The organism is Bacillus sp. FSL L8-0358 (genome assembly GCF_038593095.1).
Taxonomy (GTDB): Bacteria; Bacillota; Bacilli; order Bacillales; family Bacillaceae; genus Bacillus; species Bacillus subtilis.
On sequence record NZ_CP151962.1, the window covers coordinates 2,925,482 to 2,945,116 of the forward strand.

Annotated in this window: 21 protein-coding genes; 5 read left to right on the forward strand and 16 right to left on the reverse strand. The window is 45.3% G+C overall.

The window, feature by feature from the left end; genetic code table 11:
* Genes ytpR through NYE49_RS15095 form a run of 4 tightly spaced genes read right to left on the reverse strand, consistent with a single transcriptional unit; the run spans nt 1 to nt 1,924 of the window.
* Nucleotides 1-606: a YtpR family tRNA-binding protein gene (gene ytpR, locus NYE49_RS15080; protein WP_003229269.1), complete on the reverse strand. Its 606-nt coding sequence runs from the start codon at nt 604-606 to the stop codon at nt 1-3.
* A gap of 15 nt (nt 607-621) precedes the next feature.
* Nucleotides 622-1,431 (reverse strand): DUF1444 domain-containing protein, encoded by an 810-nt coding sequence (locus NYE49_RS15085; RefSeq protein WP_009967991.1) that lies wholly within the window; start codon nt 1,429-1,431, stop codon nt 622-624.
* A 14-nt stretch (nt 1,432-1,445) separates the two neighbouring features.
* Nucleotides 1,446-1,769 carry a thioredoxin family protein gene (locus tag NYE49_RS15090; RefSeq protein WP_015384390.1) on the reverse strand — a complete coding sequence of 108 codons (324 nt, stop codon included), beginning with the start codon at nt 1,767-1,769 and terminating at the stop codon, nt 1,446-1,448.
* A 38-nt stretch (nt 1,770-1,807) separates the two neighbouring features.
* Nucleotides 1,808-1,924 (reverse strand): hypothetical protein, encoded by a 117-nt coding sequence (locus NYE49_RS15095; RefSeq protein WP_004399150.1) that lies wholly within the window; start codon nt 1,922-1,924, stop codon nt 1,808-1,810.
* 77 nt (nt 1,925-2,001) lie between these two features.
* Between NYE49_RS15095 and NYE49_RS15100 the strand changes: the two genes are divergently transcribed.
* Nucleotides 2,002-2,448, forward strand: coding sequence for a YtoQ family protein (locus NYE49_RS15100; protein WP_047183037.1), 447 nt, complete (start codon nt 2,002-2,004; stop codon nt 2,446-2,448).
* A gap of 54 nt (nt 2,449-2,502) precedes the next feature.
* Here the strand turns inward: NYE49_RS15100 and NYE49_RS15105 are convergent, their stop codons facing one another.
* Nucleotides 2,503-3,576, reverse strand: a complete 1,074-nt coding sequence (locus tag NYE49_RS15105) for a M42 family metallopeptidase (RefSeq protein ID WP_015384391.1) — start codon at nt 3,574-3,576, stop codon at nt 2,503-2,505.
* A gap of 158 nt (nt 3,577-3,734) precedes the next feature.
* Here NYE49_RS15105 and NYE49_RS15110 point away from each other — a divergent pair, with 158 nt between their 5' ends.
* The gene (locus tag NYE49_RS15110; protein ID WP_014477682.1) at nt 3,735-4,052 is read left to right on the forward strand and encodes a PepSY domain-containing protein; all 318 of its coding nucleotides are present in this window, start codon (nt 3,735-3,737) and stop codon (nt 4,050-4,052) included.
* 52 nt (nt 4,053-4,104) lie between these two features.
* On the opposite strand, the gene NYE49_RS15115 is transcribed toward NYE49_RS15110, so the two are convergent.
* From NYE49_RS15115 to trmB, 3 genes are all read right to left on the reverse strand, one after another.
* Nucleotides 4,105-5,805, reverse strand: coding sequence for an NAD-dependent malic enzyme (locus tag NYE49_RS15115; protein ID WP_047183038.1), 1,701 nt, complete (start codon nt 5,803-5,805; stop codon nt 4,105-4,107).
* 82 nt (nt 5,806-5,887) lie between these two features.
* Nucleotides 5,888-6,733, reverse strand: a complete 846-nt coding sequence (locus NYE49_RS15120) for an MBL fold metallo-hydrolase (protein WP_047183039.1) — start codon at nt 6,731-6,733, stop codon at nt 5,888-5,890.
* 69 nt (nt 6,734-6,802) lie between these two features.
* A complete protein-coding gene (trmB, locus tag NYE49_RS15125) occupies nt 6,803-7,444 on the reverse strand; it encodes a tRNA (guanosine(46)-N7)-methyltransferase TrmB (RefSeq protein WP_342410383.1) in 642 nt (213 codons plus the stop codon).
* Between the two features lie 206 nt (nt 7,445-7,650).
* Here trmB and NYE49_RS15130 point away from each other — a divergent pair, with 206 nt between their 5' ends.
* Nucleotides 7,651-7,929, forward strand: a complete 279-nt coding sequence (locus tag NYE49_RS15130) for a YtzH-like family protein (RefSeq protein WP_003237926.1) — start codon at nt 7,651-7,653, stop codon at nt 7,927-7,929.
* Here NYE49_RS15130 and NYE49_RS15135 read toward each other — a convergent pair whose 3' ends face one another.
* The 5 genes from NYE49_RS15135 to thpR all read right to left on the reverse strand — a co-directional run bounded on the left by NYE49_RS15135 (nt 7,930) and on the right by thpR (nt 13,558).
* On the reverse strand, nt 7,930-8,727 hold the full coding sequence (locus tag NYE49_RS15135) for a phosphotransferase family protein (protein ID WP_009967993.1): 798 nt from the start codon (nt 8,725-8,727) through the stop codon (nt 7,930-7,932).
* A 179-nt stretch (nt 8,728-8,906) separates the two neighbouring features.
* Nucleotides 8,907-11,063, reverse strand: a complete 2,157-nt coding sequence (gene pulA / locus NYE49_RS15140) for a type I pullulanase (RefSeq protein WP_047183041.1) — start codon at nt 11,061-11,063, stop codon at nt 8,907-8,909.
* A gap of 25 nt (nt 11,064-11,088) precedes the next feature.
* On the reverse strand, nt 11,089-12,018 hold the full coding sequence (locus NYE49_RS15145; protein ID WP_047183042.1) for a YegS/Rv2252/BmrU family lipid kinase: 930 nt from the start codon (nt 12,016-12,018) through the stop codon (nt 11,089-11,091).
* Between the two features lie 48 nt (nt 12,019-12,066).
* Nucleotides 12,067-12,981, reverse strand: coding sequence for a hypothetical protein (locus tag NYE49_RS15150; RefSeq protein ID WP_047183043.1), 915 nt, complete (start codon nt 12,979-12,981; stop codon nt 12,067-12,069).
* A gap of 25 nt (nt 12,982-13,006) precedes the next feature.
* Nucleotides 13,007-13,558, reverse strand: a complete 552-nt coding sequence (gene thpR, locus NYE49_RS15155) for an RNA 2',3'-cyclic phosphodiesterase (RefSeq protein WP_015483570.1) — start codon at nt 13,556-13,558, stop codon at nt 13,007-13,009.
* 147 nt (nt 13,559-13,705) lie between these two features.
* Here thpR and cysK point away from each other — a divergent pair, with 147 nt between their 5' ends.
* Entirely contained in the window at nt 13,706-14,641 is a 936-nt protein-coding gene (gene cysK / locus NYE49_RS15160) for a cysteine synthase A (protein WP_015384397.1), read from the forward strand.
* Between the two features lie 33 nt (nt 14,642-14,674).
* On the opposite strand, the gene pepV is transcribed toward cysK, so the two are convergent.
* A complete protein-coding gene (gene pepV / locus NYE49_RS15165) occupies nt 14,675-16,066 on the reverse strand; it encodes a dipeptidase PepV (RefSeq protein WP_015483572.1) in 1,392 nt (463 codons plus the stop codon).
* 96 nt (nt 16,067-16,162) lie between these two features.
* On the opposite strand from pepV, the gene pbuO reads away from it, so the two are divergent.
* Nucleotides 16,163-17,461 carry a hypoxanthine/guanine permease PbuO gene (gene pbuO / locus NYE49_RS15170; RefSeq protein ID WP_003229234.1) on the forward strand — a complete coding sequence of 433 codons (1,299 nt, stop codon included), beginning with the start codon at nt 16,163-16,165 and terminating at the stop codon, nt 17,459-17,461.
* Nucleotides 17,462-17,500: 39 nt separating this feature from the next.
* Here pbuO and NYE49_RS15175 read toward each other — a convergent pair whose 3' ends face one another.
* Both NYE49_RS15175 and NYE49_RS15180 read right to left on the reverse strand, forming a co-directional pair.
* Complete coding sequence (locus NYE49_RS15175; RefSeq protein WP_015384399.1) at nt 17,501-18,658, reverse strand: ABC transporter permease; 1,158 nt, start codon at nt 18,656-18,658, stop codon at nt 17,501-17,503.
* Complete coding sequence (locus NYE49_RS15180) at nt 18,655-19,365, reverse strand: ABC transporter ATP-binding protein (protein WP_047183044.1); 711 nt, start codon at nt 19,363-19,365, stop codon at nt 18,655-18,657. The genes NYE49_RS15175 and NYE49_RS15180 overlap by 4 nt, the downstream gene beginning before the upstream one ends.
* Between the last annotated feature and the right edge of the window lie 270 nt (nt 19,366-19,635).

Genomic DNA, 19,635 nt, shown 5'->3' on the forward strand with positions numbered 1-19,635 from the left:
CTAAAACTGAAATGCGTCTCCCGCCTCATAGTCTCCTTCTAACACAAGGATGCCTTTTTCAGCAGGGGCATCCGGCAAATCAAGCTCTTTCGCTGAGCAGATCATTCCGCTTGACGGAACGCCGCGAAGCTCTGCATCCTTAATGACAAGTCCGCTAGGCATCACAGCACCGACTTTGGCAACGACAACTTTTTGGCCTTGGTCAACGTTAGGCGCGCCGCAGACGATCTGAAGCGTTTCTTCTCCTACGTTGACTTTACATACGCTTAATTTATCCGCATTCGGATGTTTTTCTTTTGATTCTACATACCCCACAACAAACTTCGGAGATAAATCAACGACTAATGTTTCTTCAACGCCGTTTCTGTTTAAAATCTCATTCACGTCTTGCACGAATGTTTCTGAGAGCGCAACAGGGCCGTTTTCATCAATGGTCAAGTAAGAAGACGCGTTGAAAATGTTGAAGCCCGTTGTTTCTTTTGTTTCGTTATTGAAAATTTTGACGACGTCGCCGTGTTTTTCATAGCCTAATTGTTCGCGTGTCACATCTTGAAGAGAGATCAGGAGCGTGTCTCCCACACCTTCTTTATTATAAAAAGCGTTCATAAGTAAAAATCCTTTCTAATCCTTTTTCGGACGGCTTTTCGCCAGGATAAACACCGGTTCCAGCTTTCCTTCATTGTACAAAAATGAAAGGGCGGTAATCGGGACGGTGCCGCCTGCAAAGAAGCTCATCGACATTTGTCCTAGAATATCATACCCCGATTCATTCCGGATGTCAGCAAGAATCAAAACGTCCTGATGAGGAACAGAGATCGCCAGCTCACCTTCTGCATGCTGCTTATACTCATTTAAGATCGCTTCGTTCAAAATCCGGCTTGCGTCGTATCCGTCGTTTGCCCTGAAGAAATAAAAGTAATTGCCGGCAACCGTATCCTCTTTGACAACCGTCGGCAGGGAACGGAGATTAAATGCGGCCGTCTCTCTGATCCGCTCTTTTGTCCAGTTTTCTTTCTCAAGCATGCGCTGGTCAATTAAACGGTAGGTTTTCCCGAGATCTAGCGCGTAATAAATTCTTGTCTCTGCGGTATGATCGTCATAAATGAGCGGAATATCTTCGCTGGACTTGTCCGGGAAGGAAGTCGAGCGGATGACCGGATAAATGCGAGTTTCTTTCCCGGTCATTTCCTGAGCCTTCCCTTCCATTGCCGTCATCGCTTCGGAGACATAGTACACGATCTCATCAATGGCTTCGTCTTTTTTCAGTTCCCATTTTGCAATAATCGGCGGCAAATCGAGCGTAATCCCTTTTTTAGTCGTTTGATCCTCAACACGGAGGGTGTCTTTTTCTCTGTCAAACAGAAAGGAGCGATTCTCGTGCTGAAGGCGCTGTTTCAGTATATCTGACAGCTTCCTTGAGGTCATTTTCAAACCGATGTCCTCCTTTACGCTTTAGCGAGAGAGTCTGTTAAAAACTGTTCAATTTCTTCTTTTGTTTTGCGGTCTTTGCTCACAAAACGATTTACTTCTTTTCCTTCATTAAACACCACAAAGCTTGGGATTCCGTAAATTTCCCACTCTGCACATGTATCAATGAATTTGTCACGGTCTACGTAGTAGTAGGTGAATTCAGGGAAATTCGCTTCCAGTTCAGGCAGGAAAGGCTCTACAAAACGGCAATCCGGGCACCAATCGGCTGAAAACATAAATACAGACCAATCATCCTTTATCGCTTTTTCCAGCTCTTGAGTTGATTCAATTTTTTTCATTTCATATCCCTCCAGTTGTTTATGTTCTTACATGTTTTTTATCGATACTCGTCCATTTGGATCATACCAAACTGCTTGAGGCAAAACCACTTATATGCAACGAATGAATATGTAAGATTGGCTTTCCCATTATCATTATCATATTTTATTTGCATTATCAAGCTCGTTTCGTTTAACATCGTGTACATGAGGGTAAAAATTACAGATGGACATACATAAGGAGGGATTTTATATGGAGTTTATCGTCTATTTAGCAGGAGAAATCCACAGCAATTGGCGCGAGGAAATTAAAGAGAAAACAAAATCACTGAAGCTCCCGATTACGTTTGTTGGCCCGATGGAGAATCATGACCGCTCAGACAATATTGGTGAAGAAATTATGGGCGTACAGCCAAATGCCGTTTTAAAGGATGACAAAGCCTCTGACATCAACAACTTCAGAACCGCCGTCCTGATGAATAAAGCAGACTTTGTGATCACCCTGTTTGGCGAAAAGTACAAACAGTGGAACACGGCCATGGATGCCTCATATGCGATCGCAAAAGGAAAACCCCTGATTATCATCCGGCCAGAATCGCTCCACCATCCTTTAAAAGAGCTTTCCAATAAAGCGAATATTACGGTTGAAACCGTTAACCAAGCCATTAAGGCTCTTTCCTATCTATTTGAAACAGAATAAGAAAAAAGCTTGTCGATCCGGGCTTACTGCTCGTTCAACAAGCTTTTATGAAACCTACATATTTTCTTTAATCGCATCCACCGTCTGCTTATCGCAGGCTGTTACAAGTTTGATGAGCATTTCTTTAGCAGCAGCATAATCATCAATATGAATGATAGAAGCGTTTGTATGAATATAGCGGGAACATATTCCGATAACCGCTGACGGCACACCGCTGTTCGAAATATGAACCTTGCCTGCGTCTGTTCCCCCGCCGGATACAAAATATTGATATGGAATATCATGCGTTTCAGCCATATCAAGAACGAATTCCCTCATTCCGCGATGCATGACTGTCGTTCTGTCAAGAATGCGAAGCAAAAAGCCTTTTCCAAGCTGGCCGAATTCATTTTTGTCTCCGCTCATATCGTTTGCCGGGCTGGCGTCAAGGGCGAAAAACAAGTCCGGTTTAATCATATGAGAAGCTGTCTGCGCGCCCCTTAGCCCTACTTCTTCCTGAACCGTTGCACCCGCATAGAGTGTATTCGGAAGCTCTTTACCGTGTAATTCCTTCAGAAGTTCAATGCTTAAGCCGCATCCATATCTGTTATCCCATGCTTTTGATAAAATTTTCTTTTCATTCGCCATCGTCGTAAACGGACAAACAGGCACAATCTGCTGTCCCGGTTTAATGCCGATTTTGATGGCGTCTTCCTTATCATCCGCTCCAATATCGATCATCATGTTTTTGATATCCATCGGACGGTTTCGCTGCGCATCTGTCAATAAATGCGGCGGTATGCTTGAAATCACACCCGGAACCGGCCCGTTATCTGTTTGAATTTCAACCCGTTGCGCAAGCAAAACTTGGCTCCACCAGCCTCCGAGCGTCTGGAATCTGAGCAGCCCGTTGTCTGTAATGGATGTCACCATGAAGCCGACTTCGTCCATGTGCCCGGCTACCATAATTCTCGGTGTGTCCTCTGCGCCTCGTCTGACTCCGAAAACACTTCCCAGTCTGTCCTGAACGATGTCATCGGCATATTTGGCTAGCTCCTGCTTCATAAAAGCACGAACCTGATGCTCATTGCCCGGCGCGCCGGGAAGCTGCGTCAGTGTTTGGAAAAGCGCTTTCGTTTCTTGATTCATGTTTTCCCCTCATTTCTATGTAGTCCTTTTATTTTATTAGAAACAATGAAGTTTTCCAAGCACCCTGACCCAATCTGCTCGATCAGCCGCGTATTGCTTAACAGGATTTGGCTGTTTCTGTATAATGAAAAGTACGATCAACCAGGAGGTGCTTTATTTTGAAATTGCGTCATCTTCTTTTAGGAGCAGGACTTGGAATTTGTACGGCTGTCGTTGTGAAACAATATGTGATGAAGCCTTATATTTCTTCAGAAAAAGCGCTTCGCATTGTAAAGTCTGCTTTTAAGCAGCGGGGCCCGATAGACGGATCATGGATTTACACCCAGCCGGAGCCTTACAATATTAACGGAGAAACGGTACAGGTATACAAAACCGGCATTACACGATCAGCTTTCGGAGAATTAGAACAGTATGAAGTCATGGTGGATGCGAAAACGGGAGAAATTGTTGATGTCATTGATACAATCGCCTCTTAACACCGGACAAGCAAAAAATAGAAGCCGCTGCCTACGCAGCGGCTCTTTTTTATTATATCGCGCGAATCGGTTTGTATACCGGATACCACATCGCATCCTGCACTGCCTGTATAATGTCTTCAGGCTCTTCCGCAGCGACGCCTTCCTTCATTGCGGTTTTTGCAACTTCAACAGCAACGGTTGCCGAAACAGTGCGCAAATCTTCAACTTTTGGAAGCATCGGCGCGCCAGGCACCCCGACATTGACCATACCTGCGATTGCCCGGGCACATGCTTCAAACATGCCGTCGGTAATTAATTTTGATTTGGTAACAATCGTTCCAAGACCGAGACCAGGGAAGACAAGCGCGTTGTTTGCCTGCCCGATATGATACGTAACTCCGTTATATTCAACTGGCGGGAACGGGCTTCCTGTCGTGATCAGCGCACGGCCTTCTGTCCATTCGATTAAATCCTCCGGCTTTGCTTCAGAAAGAGTTGTCGGATTTGACATTGGCAAAATCGCCGGCCGTTTCACATGTGACGCCATTTCTTTTACAATTTCTTCAGTGAAAGCGCCGGAAACCGTAGATGTGCCGATCAGGATCGTCGGTTTCGCCTGCCGGACCACTTCAAGAAGATCAATGCCTCCGCCGTCTCCGTTCCGCTGATAATCCTTCACTTCATCAGCCGAACGAGCATACGGCTTTTGGAAATCAAGAAGCTGATCCATATCATCTGTTAACAGCCCGTTTCTGTCTATGCACCAGAAGCGCTTGTATGATTCTTCTTCACTCAGTCCCTCGCGCACCAATGCTTCCCGCAGCTGTTCGGCAATTCCAATTCCTGCCGTTCCCGCTCCGAATATAACAACTCTGTGATCCCTCAGCGGAACTTTAGACGCTTTTGCACAGGATAAGACTGCGGCCAAAGAAACAGCGCCAGTTCCTTGGATATCATCATTGAAGGTACACACTTTATCTTTATAGCGTTTCAAAATGCTTCGCGCGTTTTTCGCCCCGAAATCCTCCCAATGCAGTAATGCATTCGGAAATGTTTCTCTCGCCAGCGCAACGTAGTCGTCAATAAATTGGTCATAGCGTTCCCCGCGCACTCTGGAATGCTGGTTGCCGACATAAAGCGGATCGTTCAAGAGGCTCTCCTGATTTGTCCCCGCATCTAAAACAACAGCCAGCACTCTGCTCGGATCAATGCCCGCAGCCGCTGTATAAACCGCCAGCTTGCCAATAGAAATCGCGATTCCTCCGACGCCCCAGTCACCGATTCCTAAAATTCCTTCTGCATCAGTTGCAACAATTAAATCGATCGTATCGCTTTGATCTTTATACTGTTTAAATGCTTCTTTCATACCGTCCGGGTCATCGATTGACAGATAGAGCCCTCGTGGTTTTCTGTATTCATGGCTGTATCTCTGAATTGCCGTTCCAACTGTCGGTGTGTAGACAATCGGGAGCATTTCTCCTAAATGGTCATTTAACAGGCGGTAAAACAACGTTTCATTCCGATCGTGCAGCGCCGTTAAATAGACATTTTTACTCAAATCGTCAGGCTGTGCGGAATATTGTTCATACGCTCTTTTCGCCTGATCATCAATTGTTAATACCTTGGGCGGCAGAAAGCCTTTTAAACCAAGTTCTTTTCTTTCTTCCTCAGTAAAAGCAACACCTTTGTTCAAAAAAGGAACAGAGAGCACTTCAAGGCCTCTTAATGTTGTTTGAATGTCTCCTTCGTTTGTTACTCTGAATTGTTTCACCCTGCCTCTTCCTTTCTGAGCATAATTAGTACTAGGTTTGCATTATTAGCCGGAAAACATGCAGGGTAAACATAAAAATATGCTATTGCTTCATTCGCTTAACTGACTTTTTGATGCTTCCGTCCTCCTCCCATTGAAGGGCGCGATACTCGGCATCATGATAAAAAATAAACCAAGCGTCTTTTTCTGCTGCGAACGCCTGCCATTTCTGCTTTTGCGGGATAGAGGTCATCGGATAATCATCGTAAGCCAGCACCCATAGCGGATTGCGGTGGGCATGTGTCGGCATCAGATCTGCCATATGTACGGCAGTTTCACCCGCATCCTCGCATATCAGGACACTGTGTCCGTCGCTATGGCCTCCGGTGTGATGCATTGTAATACCCTCTGTGATCGTTAAGGTGTCTTCAAAGGTTTTGACTTGGCCAGTTACAGCCTCCCAATTTTCTTTCCAATACGTATTTTTCGACCTGATATTCGGATGGCGCATTTCGTCCCATTCAACAGCTGATGTATAAATCACTGCATTCGGAAAGACAGAGACGAGCCGTTCACCTTCATATTCCGTTAAACCGCATGCATGATCAAAATGAAGGTGTGTCATTGCGATCACATCTATATCGGCAACCGTTAATCCGAGTGCAGCTAATGAGGGTTTCACATTCGACTCTTGTGTCACGCCATAGTTTCGTTTTTGTTTATCAGTCAGCTTGCCGGACCCAATTCCGGCGTCAACGATGATATTGAGCCCATCCTTTTGAATCAAAATAGGGTCTGTCCTTAGTTCAATCTGGTTTTTTTCATTGACTGGATATTTTTTAGACCAAAGCGGCTTTGGAACGACGCCGAACATGGCACCTCCGTCCATATGCGTCACGCCTCCGTCAAGCCAGGTCAACGTGATATTACCAATTTTCATTGTTTCCATTTTCATCCCCCCTGTCATCATGGTAGCAAACGGTCCATAAAAAAAACAGACTCCTGTCAGAGTCTGTCTTTACGTTCTCCATTCAACCTCAGCCCGATAGATCGGCTGGCCGAGTGCAGAGAATTTTTCTTCATATTCTGTCATAATATTGCCTTCCAGATTGCTGTTATGCAAATCGAGACTGACGTATGTCAGCAGCAGGCCGTACTCAGAGAAGCTCTTCAAAGAGTACTCAAACAAACCTCGGTTGTCCGTTTTAAAATGAATCGATCCGCCTTTGCCCATTACTTCTTCATATTTTTTGAGGAAGTGGGAATATGTCAGGCGGCGTTTTTCATGCCGTTTCTTCGGCCAAGGATCAGAAAAGTTCAAGTAGACCCGTTTCACTTCCCCCGGCTCAAACACATCCGTCAGCGTGTCCGCATCTATATTCAGAAGCTTTACATTCTGCGCTTCGCTGTCTTTTACTTTTTGGACGGCTGTCACGATGACGCTTTTAAATAACTCAATACCAATATAATTGATGTCGGAATTTTGTTTGGCCATACCAGAAATAAATTGGCCTTTTCCTGTACCGACCTCGATATGGATCGGATTGTCGTTGCCAAACACTGTGTTCCATTTCCCTTTATAATCAGCAGAATTGCTGATGGCAATATCCGCGTTTTCAGCCAAAAAGTCATCAGCCCAAGGCTTGTGGCGCATTCTCATATGATTGACACCTCTATCTATTATTTCGACTAACAACATACCATGAATTAAAAAGACCCGCAAGCTCGTTTTTCCAGTGTATCTCTCTTAAGGCCGAGCGCATAAAAAAAGAGGGTCCCGTCTGCTGGAACACTCCTTTCACATGTATAAAAACGCTCTGTTTTGAACAATTTAACCCGTATGATACTGAAGGGAAGTGTACCGTTATGGGTTTACATTATGAGCATCAAGTTCATTTATTGAAGGATATATTGACTGACCATCAATTGGACTGCTGCGGAACAGTCGCAGAGTACGAGCAGCTTGAGCGTGTGATTAAATCACTGATGGCAAACACCGAGCTTGATTCAAATTTCAAAAACGTGCTTGAAGATGTTTACCGCTACAGCCAATCAGGAATATCGTCCAAATCCATCGACTCACACATACAAGAGCATCAGAACAGCCTGTCTCAATGGGTAGAGCAAATGGATTCGTATTCCTGATTAATCAACAATTCGTTTCATGAGGATATGCAGCTCTTCCATTGCATCATGAAATTCCTTATCATTTCCTTTTGCTTTATGCCAGGCAATGAAAGTAATTGTTTCAGATAACACATACCAAGCCATTCGCAACCGAAGGCTTTCTGTCAGCTCTATGCCGTACATGCTCAGCCAGCTCTCCCAAGCTGGCTTTTCGACGTAGTGGTACAGCAAAGGCCCGAGGTCCATCGCCGGATCAGCGATCATGGCGCCGTCCCAGTCAATTAAATACAGCTGGTTGTCTTCAGACAATAGCCAGTTATTATGATTGACATCACAATGGCAAACGACTTTCTCACCGAAATGCACTTCATGCAGGTGTTCTTCCAAATACTTGATCCCTTCTTGAATCAGCGGCGAAGATTGCTGCACAGCAAATACAGCCTGCTTCAGCTGAGACAAAAGAGCCCCCGGGTTCAGCGGTTCTTTTCCAAGTCTCTTCAGCATGTCCAGCAAGGCTTTTGATGTGTGTATTTTACGAAGCAATTCAGCAACGGGCCGTCCGCTCATGTCTTTAGGCTTCAGCTCTCTGCCGGTCATCCAGTGCTGGGCCGTAATGACGTCCCCATTTTCCATCCGTTTTGTCCAAACCAGCTTCGGAACAATGCCTTCGGCGGATAAAACAGCTAAAAAAGGTGAGCTATTACGTTTTAAAAAAAGCTGCTGCCCGTTATGTTTCGCATAATATGCATCTCCTGTAGCTCCTCCGGCGGGGAAGATCTCCCAATCGCTACCTAGTAATTGTCCCAACCAGTTCATATCAATGTTCAACCCATCATTTCTTAAAATATTTTAGAATTAAGGCTAATCGTTTCTAGTCTATCCAGCGAATGCCTTTTTCGTACGAATCGTATAAAAATAAAAAAGACAGCTATTGAGAGTCTCATATGCTAATCAATAGCCGTCCTTTAAATTTTAGCGCTATAGCACAAACTTCGTCAAGCAAAACTCTTAAGATCTGATGCTAAATATAAGATAACCGTTCCGATGCCGTTTACTGCAACCGTTTTCTTGATTTCTGCCGGGTCTTCCTGAAATCCTGATGGATCACATAAAAGCCGATAAGGTATGTCGTTTGGCAGCCTCCACTCGACGGAGGCTGGACTCGCGTGATGGATAACAATGATATCTTTCCATTCGTCAACCTCGTCAAGATCATAAAGCCTGTATGCGATAAGGTGTTCTTTTAGCGTCAAGCATTCAAGATGGCGCCGGATGTCTGCAGCGGACCTAAGACGGAATGCAGGATGCGCTTTTCTCAGCGTGATCAGCCTGCGGATATAGTGAACATCTTCTTTGAACGTTTCACGGCGATCCCAGTCGAGCTGGTTGATGCTGTCACTGGATTGATAGCTGTTTTCCACTCCCTGCTTCGTCCGGAAAAATTCCTGGCCGCTGTGAATAAACGGCACCCCTTGGGCAAGCAAAATAATCGCGGCTGCAAGCCTTTGCCTGCTTCGCTTTCGGCTGTCATTTTCTTGAGGAAGCGCGAAGCTCATTTTATCCCAAAAGGTGTGATTGTCGTGTGATTCGATATAATTGATGGACTGGCTTGGTTCCGGAACAATCGGTGCTAATGCCTTCCATCCGGAAGACCCGGCAATTCCATGCATCACAGCTTGTGCTGATTCACCGCTGCCGAGCGCAAACCCTGCTGCCATAAGGTGAAAGGTGTTCCCTTTTACAGCGTCACGAAACATATCATTAAAAAAACCGATGCCCGGCATTCTTGGCGCGTTCGCCAAAGCAGCTTTCTGTTCATGCGGCAGCGGTGTAGCCAGATCCCACCCTTCTCCAAAAAGCAGGATTCCGGGCTTTGCCTTAGTTGCTTTCTCTTTCATATAAAGCACGGTGTCAATATCTAAAATGCCGAGGAGATCAAATCGGAAGCCGTCGACATTGTATTCTTCAAGCCAATAGACCACGCAATCTGCAATAAACTTTCTCGCCATCCTTCTTTCTGATGCAATATCATTGCCAACGCCGGTGCCGTTTGACGGCATCCCACATTCGTCGTGCCGGAAAAAGTAACCGGGCACTGTCTTTTCAAAGGGTGAATTCTCGCGATTATACACATGGTTAAAAACAACATCCAGAATGACTCGCAGACCGTGCTGATGCAGGGTATTGATCATGTGTTTCAGCTCTGTTTTTCTCGTTTGAGGATCATGAGGGTTTGAGGCATAGCTTCCCTCCGGGGCAAAGAAATGAAGCGGGTTATATCCCCAATTGTATGCATCAAGCGGCTTCTCTTCATCAACTCCGGCAAAATCATTCACCGGCAGAAGCTCCACATGTGTAACACCAAGCTCTTTTACATACGCCAGTCCCGAAGAACTGCCATTTGCGGTTTGTGTATCAGTTTCCGTCAGCGCTAAGTATTTTCCCTTGTTTATCATGCCGCTGTTTTCATGGATGGAGAAGTCGCGAAGATGCGTCTCATAGATGACGGCATCCACAGGGTGTGAGAATGGTTTAAGAGGAGCAGTCCATTTCATTTGATCCTGGCGCAAGACGACGCCCTTCTCTCCATTTACTGTCACAGCCTTTGCATACGGGTCAACGGTTTCCATCCATTCTGAATTGTTGCAGATAGAAAACAAATACTCATATCCGTGAAGGTCACCTGTGACCGTAACGGCATAGACGCCTTTTTCCAACCGAGTCATTTGGAATGTGCGCCCGCTTTTATTGGGGTGTGAAAGCTTGACAGCAGCTGAGGTTGCAGCAGGCGCCCATACTTTAAATACGGTATGATCCGCGGTATAAACGGCGCCCAGCTCTCCGTCATAATAAAATTCGTCATCAAACGCAGCCGTCCGGATGACCGCGCCAATTTGGAGATCCGTTTTGTGGCCGCTGGATGCTCTGACGCAATGGATTTTTCCAAATGTCACAGGATGGTCGGATACGCAGATGTACTTGTATTTTGCTTCAAGGGAGTATTCCTCCCTGACAGCCAGAGGAAAAACTGTTGTTTCTGTCTCAAGCCGAAACGGCGGTGTCATGATTTCCTTTTGCTCAGCAGGAATCAGAACAGTAATGATATTCATGTCATCGACATACGCTTCGAAGCTGCGGCGGATGCTGACCATCGGAAGCTCTCTCCTTCAAACACGTTTATGTTTTGATCCTTAGGGGTGAAGGACTAGATGCCAGACGAAACGGGGTAGTGCCCATGATTTCTCCGTCAGCATGGAACGGGATTTTGTCCTTCGTGTAAAATGTAATGTCTTTCGCTTTAAACATCGTAACGCCATCCATCTTTGTATGTTTTCCAAATGCCATGAGACATAAAAGCCAATATTTTTTCAAAAACGGCTGGTTTTCAACGATTACGATATCAAATGTCTTCTCGCGCGGATTTGCTAGGGGCGCAGCCTTCATGCCTCCCCCGTAAAACGGATGGTTGGATACAACGGCAAACCAGACATCATGAAATTCGCGCGTCTCGTCTTCCGTCGTACAAGCTAACGTAAACGGCTTAAAGGTTGCCGAAGCGTGCAAATGAGAAAGCGGATACACAAGAAATCGAAGGCGGAGAAAAAGAAAAACCCGTCTCAACGGAAATTCCATCGCCTTTTTATTGACATATGCGTCAAACCCGATTCCGATATGATTCATAAAATAAAGAATCTGTGATTTATCCTGAAGGAAATTGACGCTCCCTAAATGAAAGGTTCTTGTTAACGGGCGCTTTACCTTCTTGATTTCCTGTATCAGATCGATTTTTTTAATAGAGAATCCTCGCGAAAAATCATTATACGCGCCCGCCGGCACAAAGCTCAGCTCAATATCGTCAACATCTTTCAGCCCGTTGACAACTTCATGCATGGTTCCGTCTCCGCCAATGACGATCAGGCGCTTCAGCTTATATTCTTGTATCGTTGAAATCTGTCTGGCGAGCACCTCGGCGTGTCCCGGATGTTCAGTTAAAAATGAACGGTGCTCAATCTTTCGTTTGATCAATTCTTTTTGAATGGACTTCCAAACACGCAGGCCGTTCCGATGTCCTGCTGTCGGATTAATAATAAAAAACCAATGGCTCATCTTTCTCACCTGCTTATGTTATGAGAAAACCGCTCAAATCGTTCTCTTTTACTCCAGCCACTCCTGTCTGCGATAGGAGTCAGACATGCAGTAAGACAATAGAGCCTTTGCAGCCTTTACCTGATGATGTTTGATCGGCGCAGTGTTTTTCTTCTGCCGCTCAATCCATTCTTCCGCGCTCCGCTTATCCGCTATTTCTAAGCCGTATGGCGGCTCCGGGTAATCGATGTACGACGTTCTGCTCAGAAGCAATTTTCGAACTGGAATCTCAGCCTGTTTTTCCTTTACGATCTTTGACACAACCGAGTCCGTACGAAACAGGCTAAGCCCTGGATTTAACACTGATGCAGTCTGAGAGGCTGTTTTCTTGTCCCAAAAACGATTTTTAGACCCTATGTAGACACTGTCTTCCTCAGCCTCTAAAAAAGAAACGCAATAAATTTCCAGAGGAGAAATAATCACAATGCTTAATTCAACCGCCGCCTGCTGAATTTTCAGCACAGGCTTATACATAATAAAATAAGAATCAGGCAGCTGCTGGGTCAGATAACGCAAAATGCGGTCCTGCTTCACCTGGTTTGAGAGTTGAGATATTTCTGAAAGAGTAGAGCTTGCCCATTTGAGCTGAAAATCATATAAATGTCTTTTATAAAAAGAAGCAAGCGCCACCCTGCTCTTCGGGAGCCTTACATGAATATCTTCTTCGTCCTCAAACCATGGGTGTCTCTCTTCTTGTATATCGGCTTTTATCTCTTCTTTTCTTCTTTTCAATGAAAATTTTTTTCGTTTCTGCACCGGTTCCGGTTCTTCAGCACTGGCTTGCCTTTCTTCATGCTGGCGCTCCGCTGCTTCTACTAGTGAAAGCCAGCGCTCTTTTTTCAGACGTACAAACTGGTTGATATAATGGTACGGATCAAGCTCATATCTCGATATATAATCATGAATTTTGATGATTTGTGCCATGTTTGTTTCTCCACTCCGCAATGAATTAAGATAATTGAAATTTGAATATTTCCTCGTATTTTGGTGATTGGTTCAAGTGTATTTGAAAGAGCGAAAATCGTTCAGCCATCATCGAAACCTCGCCGCTTTCAAACGGAACATGAGCTGGAAATCCATCTTCGCCTGTCCATTTTCTTGCCAGCGTCATATGAGGATGATACGGTCTTTTTTCCACTTGAAAGCCGGCCTGAAGTACAGCCTGCTTCGTATGTTCCCGCAGTCTATCAAGCGTTTTGTTTTTCTTTGGCTCCAGATGTAAAACGCGCGGCCTTCTGCGGTCGCCGAATACATCTATCTTGCCAAACTCAATTGAAAATGGGTCAATTTCTGAAGCAACCTCTGTTAGCGAACCTTCAAGCTTCTTTATTTGTGTCTCATCCGCCGCTCCGAGAAAAATTAACGTGATATGATAGTCAAGCGGGTGCACCCATTTTTGAAACGCCAATACCGATTCGTTTTTCGCAGCCTGGTAGATCGGATTTGCAATTCCCTCAGGTATGGGAACGCCGATGAAATAATGAGGCCGTATATCTGGCATCCGTCTGACACTCCCTTCTTTGACAGCTATTATTTTATCAATAAAGAGGCTGTGCGGATAGAGGAACAGTGTATGAAAACACTCTGCACAAACGTTTATTATGTTAGGATATTATATGACACTTGTTTTATTCAGAAAGGAATGACAATGTTGAAAATCGTTACAAACACAGCTGATCTGATAGGAGATACACCGCTAGTGAGATTGAATCGGCTTCAGCCGGAAAATGCGGCACAAGTCTATTTAAAGCTTGAATTTTTCAATCCGAGCGGCAGTGTGAAAGACAGAGCCGCTTATCAAATGATCATAGAAGCTGAACAAAACGGTTTACTCAAGCCGGGATCAGTTATTATAGAGCCGACAAGCGGAAATACCGGAATCGGGCTCGCCATGAATGCGGCAGCACGCGGATATAAAGCAATCTTAGTTATGCCTGATACGATGACGAAGGAACGGATCAACCTACTTAAAGCTTACGGTGCAGAGGTTGTATTAACTCCCGGAGAGGAAAGAATGCCGGGCAGCATCAAAAAAGCGAAGGAGCTTGCCGAACAAATTCCGAACAGCTATATTCCAATGCAGTTCGATAACACTGCCAATCCTGATGCGCACCGGAAAACAACAGCGCCTGAAATCGCCCGGGCAATAGAGGAAATCGGAAAACCGCTCGGCGCTTTTGTCGCCTCCTCTGGAACGGGCGGAACCATTACCGGAACAGGTGAGGCGCTCAAAGAGCTTTTTCCGGATATCACGGTTCATGTTGTTGAGCCAGCGGGTTCGCCTGTATTATCCGGCGGAAAACCTGGCGCGCATAAACTTGTAGGAACGAGCCCAGGCTTTATACCGCCGATTTTAAATGAAGACGTTTATGATGAAATTATCAAAATCTCTGATGAAGACGCGTATACGACGACAAGACGGCTTGCTGCTGAAGAAGGAATTCTTGTCGGTCCTTCATCAGGCGCTGCCTGCTTCGCGGCAATCGAAACAGCGAAACGCCTCTCTCCTGACAAAGTTGTGGTCTGCATGACAGCTGATACAGGAGAACGGTACTTATCAACTGATTTATGGTCATTTATTTAAAAAAAGGACTGGCTTCAGCAGAAGCCGGTCCTTTTATTTTGCAAGCTCGTAAATTGCCTGAGCATATAACGCTGTCGATCTCAGCAGGTCATCAATTTCGATATATTCATCCTTTTGGTGTGCGCTGTCGGGGCGTCCGGGGAACAGCGGGCCGAACGCGACACCGGCTTTTAAGGATCTCGCATAAGTCCCCCCGCCAATTGAGATTAAGTCAGCTTTTTTACCCAGCTGGCCTTCATAAACCTTTTGCAGGGTTTTGACTAACGGATGATCTGCGGACACGTGATGCGGCTTGCTGTCTTTGAATTCTCCCAGCTCAAATTCAGATGCGCTTTCGAATGCATCGCGGATCGCTTTGCTTTCCGCTGTCACAGGATAGCGGATATTGATCCCGAGCTCGCCTCCTTGCCCTTCTTTATAGCGCAGTGTTCCGACATTTAATGTCAGCTCACCGCTGATTTCATCCTCACAGTCGATGTCCAGTTTTTTTCCTCTTGTATCACCTGAGAACTTATCTGTCACAACTTGCACAAACCGCTTTCCTGCATCGTCAAGCTCAGTCTGCTGGAGAAATTCGCACAATAAAATGCCGGCATTGATCCCATTGTTCGGTTCCATCGCATGGCAGGAAAGACCGTACATACGCAAAATGAGCTGTCCGTTCTCTATTGCAGCTTCCCCTTTTTGGTCCGTCGTGCGGAGCATGTCTTTAAATGAAGACAGAATCTCTTCTTTTTTCGGCCCTTCAATGACAGCTTCCGCAGCGTCAGGCACCATGTTTAAACGAAGGCCTGATTGAAACGAGACAAGCACTGCCTTTGCTTCTGCTTGATTTGGGCGGTGCGGAATAAGTAAAGAAGCATCAATGATCCCTTTTTCCGCATTAATGATCGGAAAATCGGCGTCAGGCGCAAAGCCCATTGTTGGCATTTCTTCATGCTTGAAATAATGCTCTACGCATCTCCAATCGCTTTCTTCATCTGTTCCGATAATTATTCTGACTCGCTTGGACAGGGGCAAATTCATGTCTTTCACGATTTTCAGCGCGTAGAATGCCGCCATTGTCGGGCCTTTGTCATCAATGGCGCCCCTTGCATAAATCCGTCCGTTGCGGATTTCAGCTGAAAATGGATCACTCGTCCACCCATCTCCCGGCGGAACGACGTCAACATGGCAAAGTACGCCGATAATGTCATCGCCCTCCCCCCATTCAATATGACCTGCGAAGCCGTCAAGATTTTTTGTTGTAAAGCCTTCTTTTTCTCCAAGCTCCAGCAATGAAGTCAGGCTGGCATTTACCCCTTCTCCAAACGGTTTACCGGGTCCGGCGGTTGTTTCGTCCATGACACTGTTGATTCTCAAAAATTCCTGCGTATCACGAATTAAATCCTCTTTTTTTCTGATCACTTCAACTTCCCAGTTCATAATGATCCCCTTTCCGCAAGAAATGACTTGCAAAAACCAAATAAAACGAATAATATTAATGGTGTTTTGTTAAAACGTTCGTAATTGGAGGATACTATGTTTCATCTAAAAGAGCAGCAAACATCCATAAAGCAAGAAATCATAGCAGGGCTGACGACCTTTTTCACAATGGTCTATATCGTCGTGGTCAATCCGGTCATTCTGGCTAACGCCGGGGTTCCTTTCGACCAGGTGTTCACCGCAACGATTATTGCCTCCATTGTCGGAACGCTGTGGATGGCCCTGGCAGCAAATTATCCGATTGCTATTGCGCCCGGCATGGGCTTGAACGCTTATTTAGCCTTTCATGTCGTAAGCGCAAGCGATGGCGGCATCACGTACGCAACAGCTTTCAGCGCAGTATTTACAGCAGGGGTTCTCTTCATTATTCTATCGTTAACGCCTTTAAGAAAACAACTTATAGAAGCGATTCCAAACAATTTAAAATACGGGATCACAACAGGGATCGGGCTGTTTATTGCTTTTATCGGTTTGCGTCAAGCGGGAATTGTGGCAGCTGATGAGTCAAACCTGGTCACTCTCGGCAATCTGCATTCACCTGGTGTTATCTTAACGCTGGTTGGCCTTTTGATCAGCGTGGTCCTGATGGTGCTGAATGTAAGCGGCGCTTTATTTATCGGAATGGCAGCTACCGCTTTGATCGCCTTTTTCACCGGTCAGCTCCATTTTTCAAAGGGATTTATGTCGCTTCCTCATTTGCCGGAAGGATTGATGATCTCAAATCCATTTACCGCTTTTGGCGATGTCATTCATCACGGCCTGTACGCTGTCGTCTTTTCTTTTCTATTAGTCACAATTTTTGATACGACAGGCACGATGATCGGAGTTGCCGAGCAAGCCGGGCTGATGAAGAACAACAAGCTGCCGAACGTGCGAAAAGCGCTGCTTGCTGATTCAACCGCGACGACAGTAGGAGCTGTTTTCGGCACAAGTCCGACGACTGCATTTATCGAATCTTCGGCGGGTGTCGCAGCCGGGGGAAGAACGGGGCTTACGGCTTTGACTGTCGCGGTGATGTTTGCGGCTTCAATGTTTTTCAGTCCGCTTGTCAGCGCCTTGTCAGGTATAGCCGCCATCACCTCGCCTGCTTTGATTATCGTCGGTAGCCTGATGATGGGCTCAGTTTCCAATATGAACTGGAAAGAGATGGACGAGGCATTTCCTGCGTTTCTCGTCATTCTGGCCATGCCTTTGACCTCTAGCATTTCTACAGGAATCGCGCTTGGCTTTATTTCGTACCCAATAGTAAAAGCGGCGCGGGGAAAATGGAGAGAGATTCATCCGCTCGTCATCGTTTTCGCCATTCTGTTTTTCATCCAGCTTTTTATTTTATAACATAGACCAAAAAACCCAGACGGCAGCCGTTTGGGTTTTTTATGTAAACAATAAAGAGACAGCGGCCGCTAAAAAACAACAGGCGGCAAACGTATAGTGCAGGATATTGATACAGCTTTTTCTGGCCCGATAATATTCATCACTTTCCTTATCGGTGCCAATTAAAAAAGGGGCATCCATGACCTTGTCAAAAATAAGCGTCAGGATATAACGGCAAACCCCTGTATATACCAGCAGTGCAATCACCTTCAGCCAAATTGGGGAAACAAATATGAGAACGGTGAAAGCTGACAATAGCATGTACATCTGCCTCGCATACTCGCCATTCCTCAGCATGACTTTAAAAAACAATTCCTTATAGCCTGTGCAGATCGTTCGTCTTTTAAATATCCTTTTTGAATTTCGGTATAATAACGGTTTTCTTCTCATCCTGTCTTTTACTTTTGGCATTCCCGCCTCCTGACTCATCATCATCACAAGTCCTGCAAGGGCAAGCCTGCTTTTTTTCTCTTCAGTCACCTCAGCTTCAAAAGCCGTGAACGAAGCTGTCTTTTTCAAACTGCGGATAACTGAGAAAAGCAAAAATAAAATGCCAAAAAGCGCAAGCAAGTGCCGCTCAGTAAAAACAATCAGGATCGCAGAACCAGCAAAAAGAATAGCTCTGACAAGGATATCGCCAATCCATCTCGAAATAGAGCGCGGCTTTCTGATCCTGTCTTGCTTTAAAGATAAAAAGACTATATGAAGGCCAAACAAATAACACAATAGAGCAGCGCTTTCTGCGAATGTGATGTGAACAAAATGACTGATAAGGGGAAGGACAATAAAAAAGAGAAGCAGCCATTTAGCCATCGTGACCAGAAAAGAATACAAAAGCGCGTACCGTTTGAGCTGATAGATGATTTCTTTCTTTTGCAGCAAAAACACTTTGTCCGCTTCCATTAAAAATGTACGAATCGATCCTGTAAACATGATCAGCCCACACACAGCGTACAGCCATCTCCACTCCGCCACTTCAGACCACTCATAAAGAAGGCCTCTTCCATTCATCAAATCAATATACTGATAGATGACAAAAGCAATCGCCGGCAAAACGATATAGAGAGCGACTGTCCAGTCAATGACCGCATGCAACACTTTAAACTGATACTTGTAATAGTCAAACAGCCTTCGAAAAAAGAGCGTACGCCCGTTCATGGCCGATCACCTTGAACTGCCTTATAAAAACAGTCAAGCAATGACTGCCCCTCTAATCCGGTCTTGTCCTGAATATCTTTTAACGTGCCTTGGAGAAATAATGAACCTTTCTCAATCATATAAAACCGGTCACAGATTTTTTCCGCGGTATCGAGTACATGCGTGCACATAAGAATTCCGGCTCCACGTTCTTTTTCAGCCTTAAGCATGTCCACAAAGCGTTTCGTCGATATCGGATCAAGGCCGATAAACGGTTCATCAATCACATACATATCCGGCTTAGAGAGAAAGGCCTGGATAAGCATTAGTTTTTGCTGCATGCCCTTCGAAAAGGTGACAGGCAGCTCATGTTTGACATGATCAAGCGAAAACGTCTGCAGCAGGCTTTGGGCCCGATGCGCAAATTCCCTCTCTTCGATGCCGTGGAGTGTGCTGATCAGATCCAAATGCTCCCACAGCGTCAGTTCTTCGTAGAAGGACGGATGCTCCGGAATATATGCAAATGAACAGTCGTTCCAGGCAATATGCCCTTTAAAATCTTCTGAAAGGCCGAGTATCGCCTTGATTGCGGTGCTTTTTCCGGCGCCGTTAGCTCCGATCAGTCCAACTAGTTCCCCTTTTCTGACTTCCAAAAAAACATCGGTGAGCACTTTTTTTCGGCTTGTATACCCGGCCTGTTCTATTGAAGCTTCAAGCAAACTTGTCAAAACTCACCCACCTCCAAAATTTACTACGAAACAGAATAAAAAAAGTTTCTTTAACCATAATAATATTGAGCCGAAATACATAGTAATCCAACAAGGATGGCTGCCCAACGCGAATTGGAAAAAATTAATAGGAGTTATCCCTAGATTCATCACTGCAATATCGTGTATAATGAGGGCGAATTATTATAACAATTACAGATGTCTGCCTTTGTTGCTATTTCGTACGCAGTTGATAGTCGTGAGTTGTGGTTAGTCAAGTCCATCCGATCT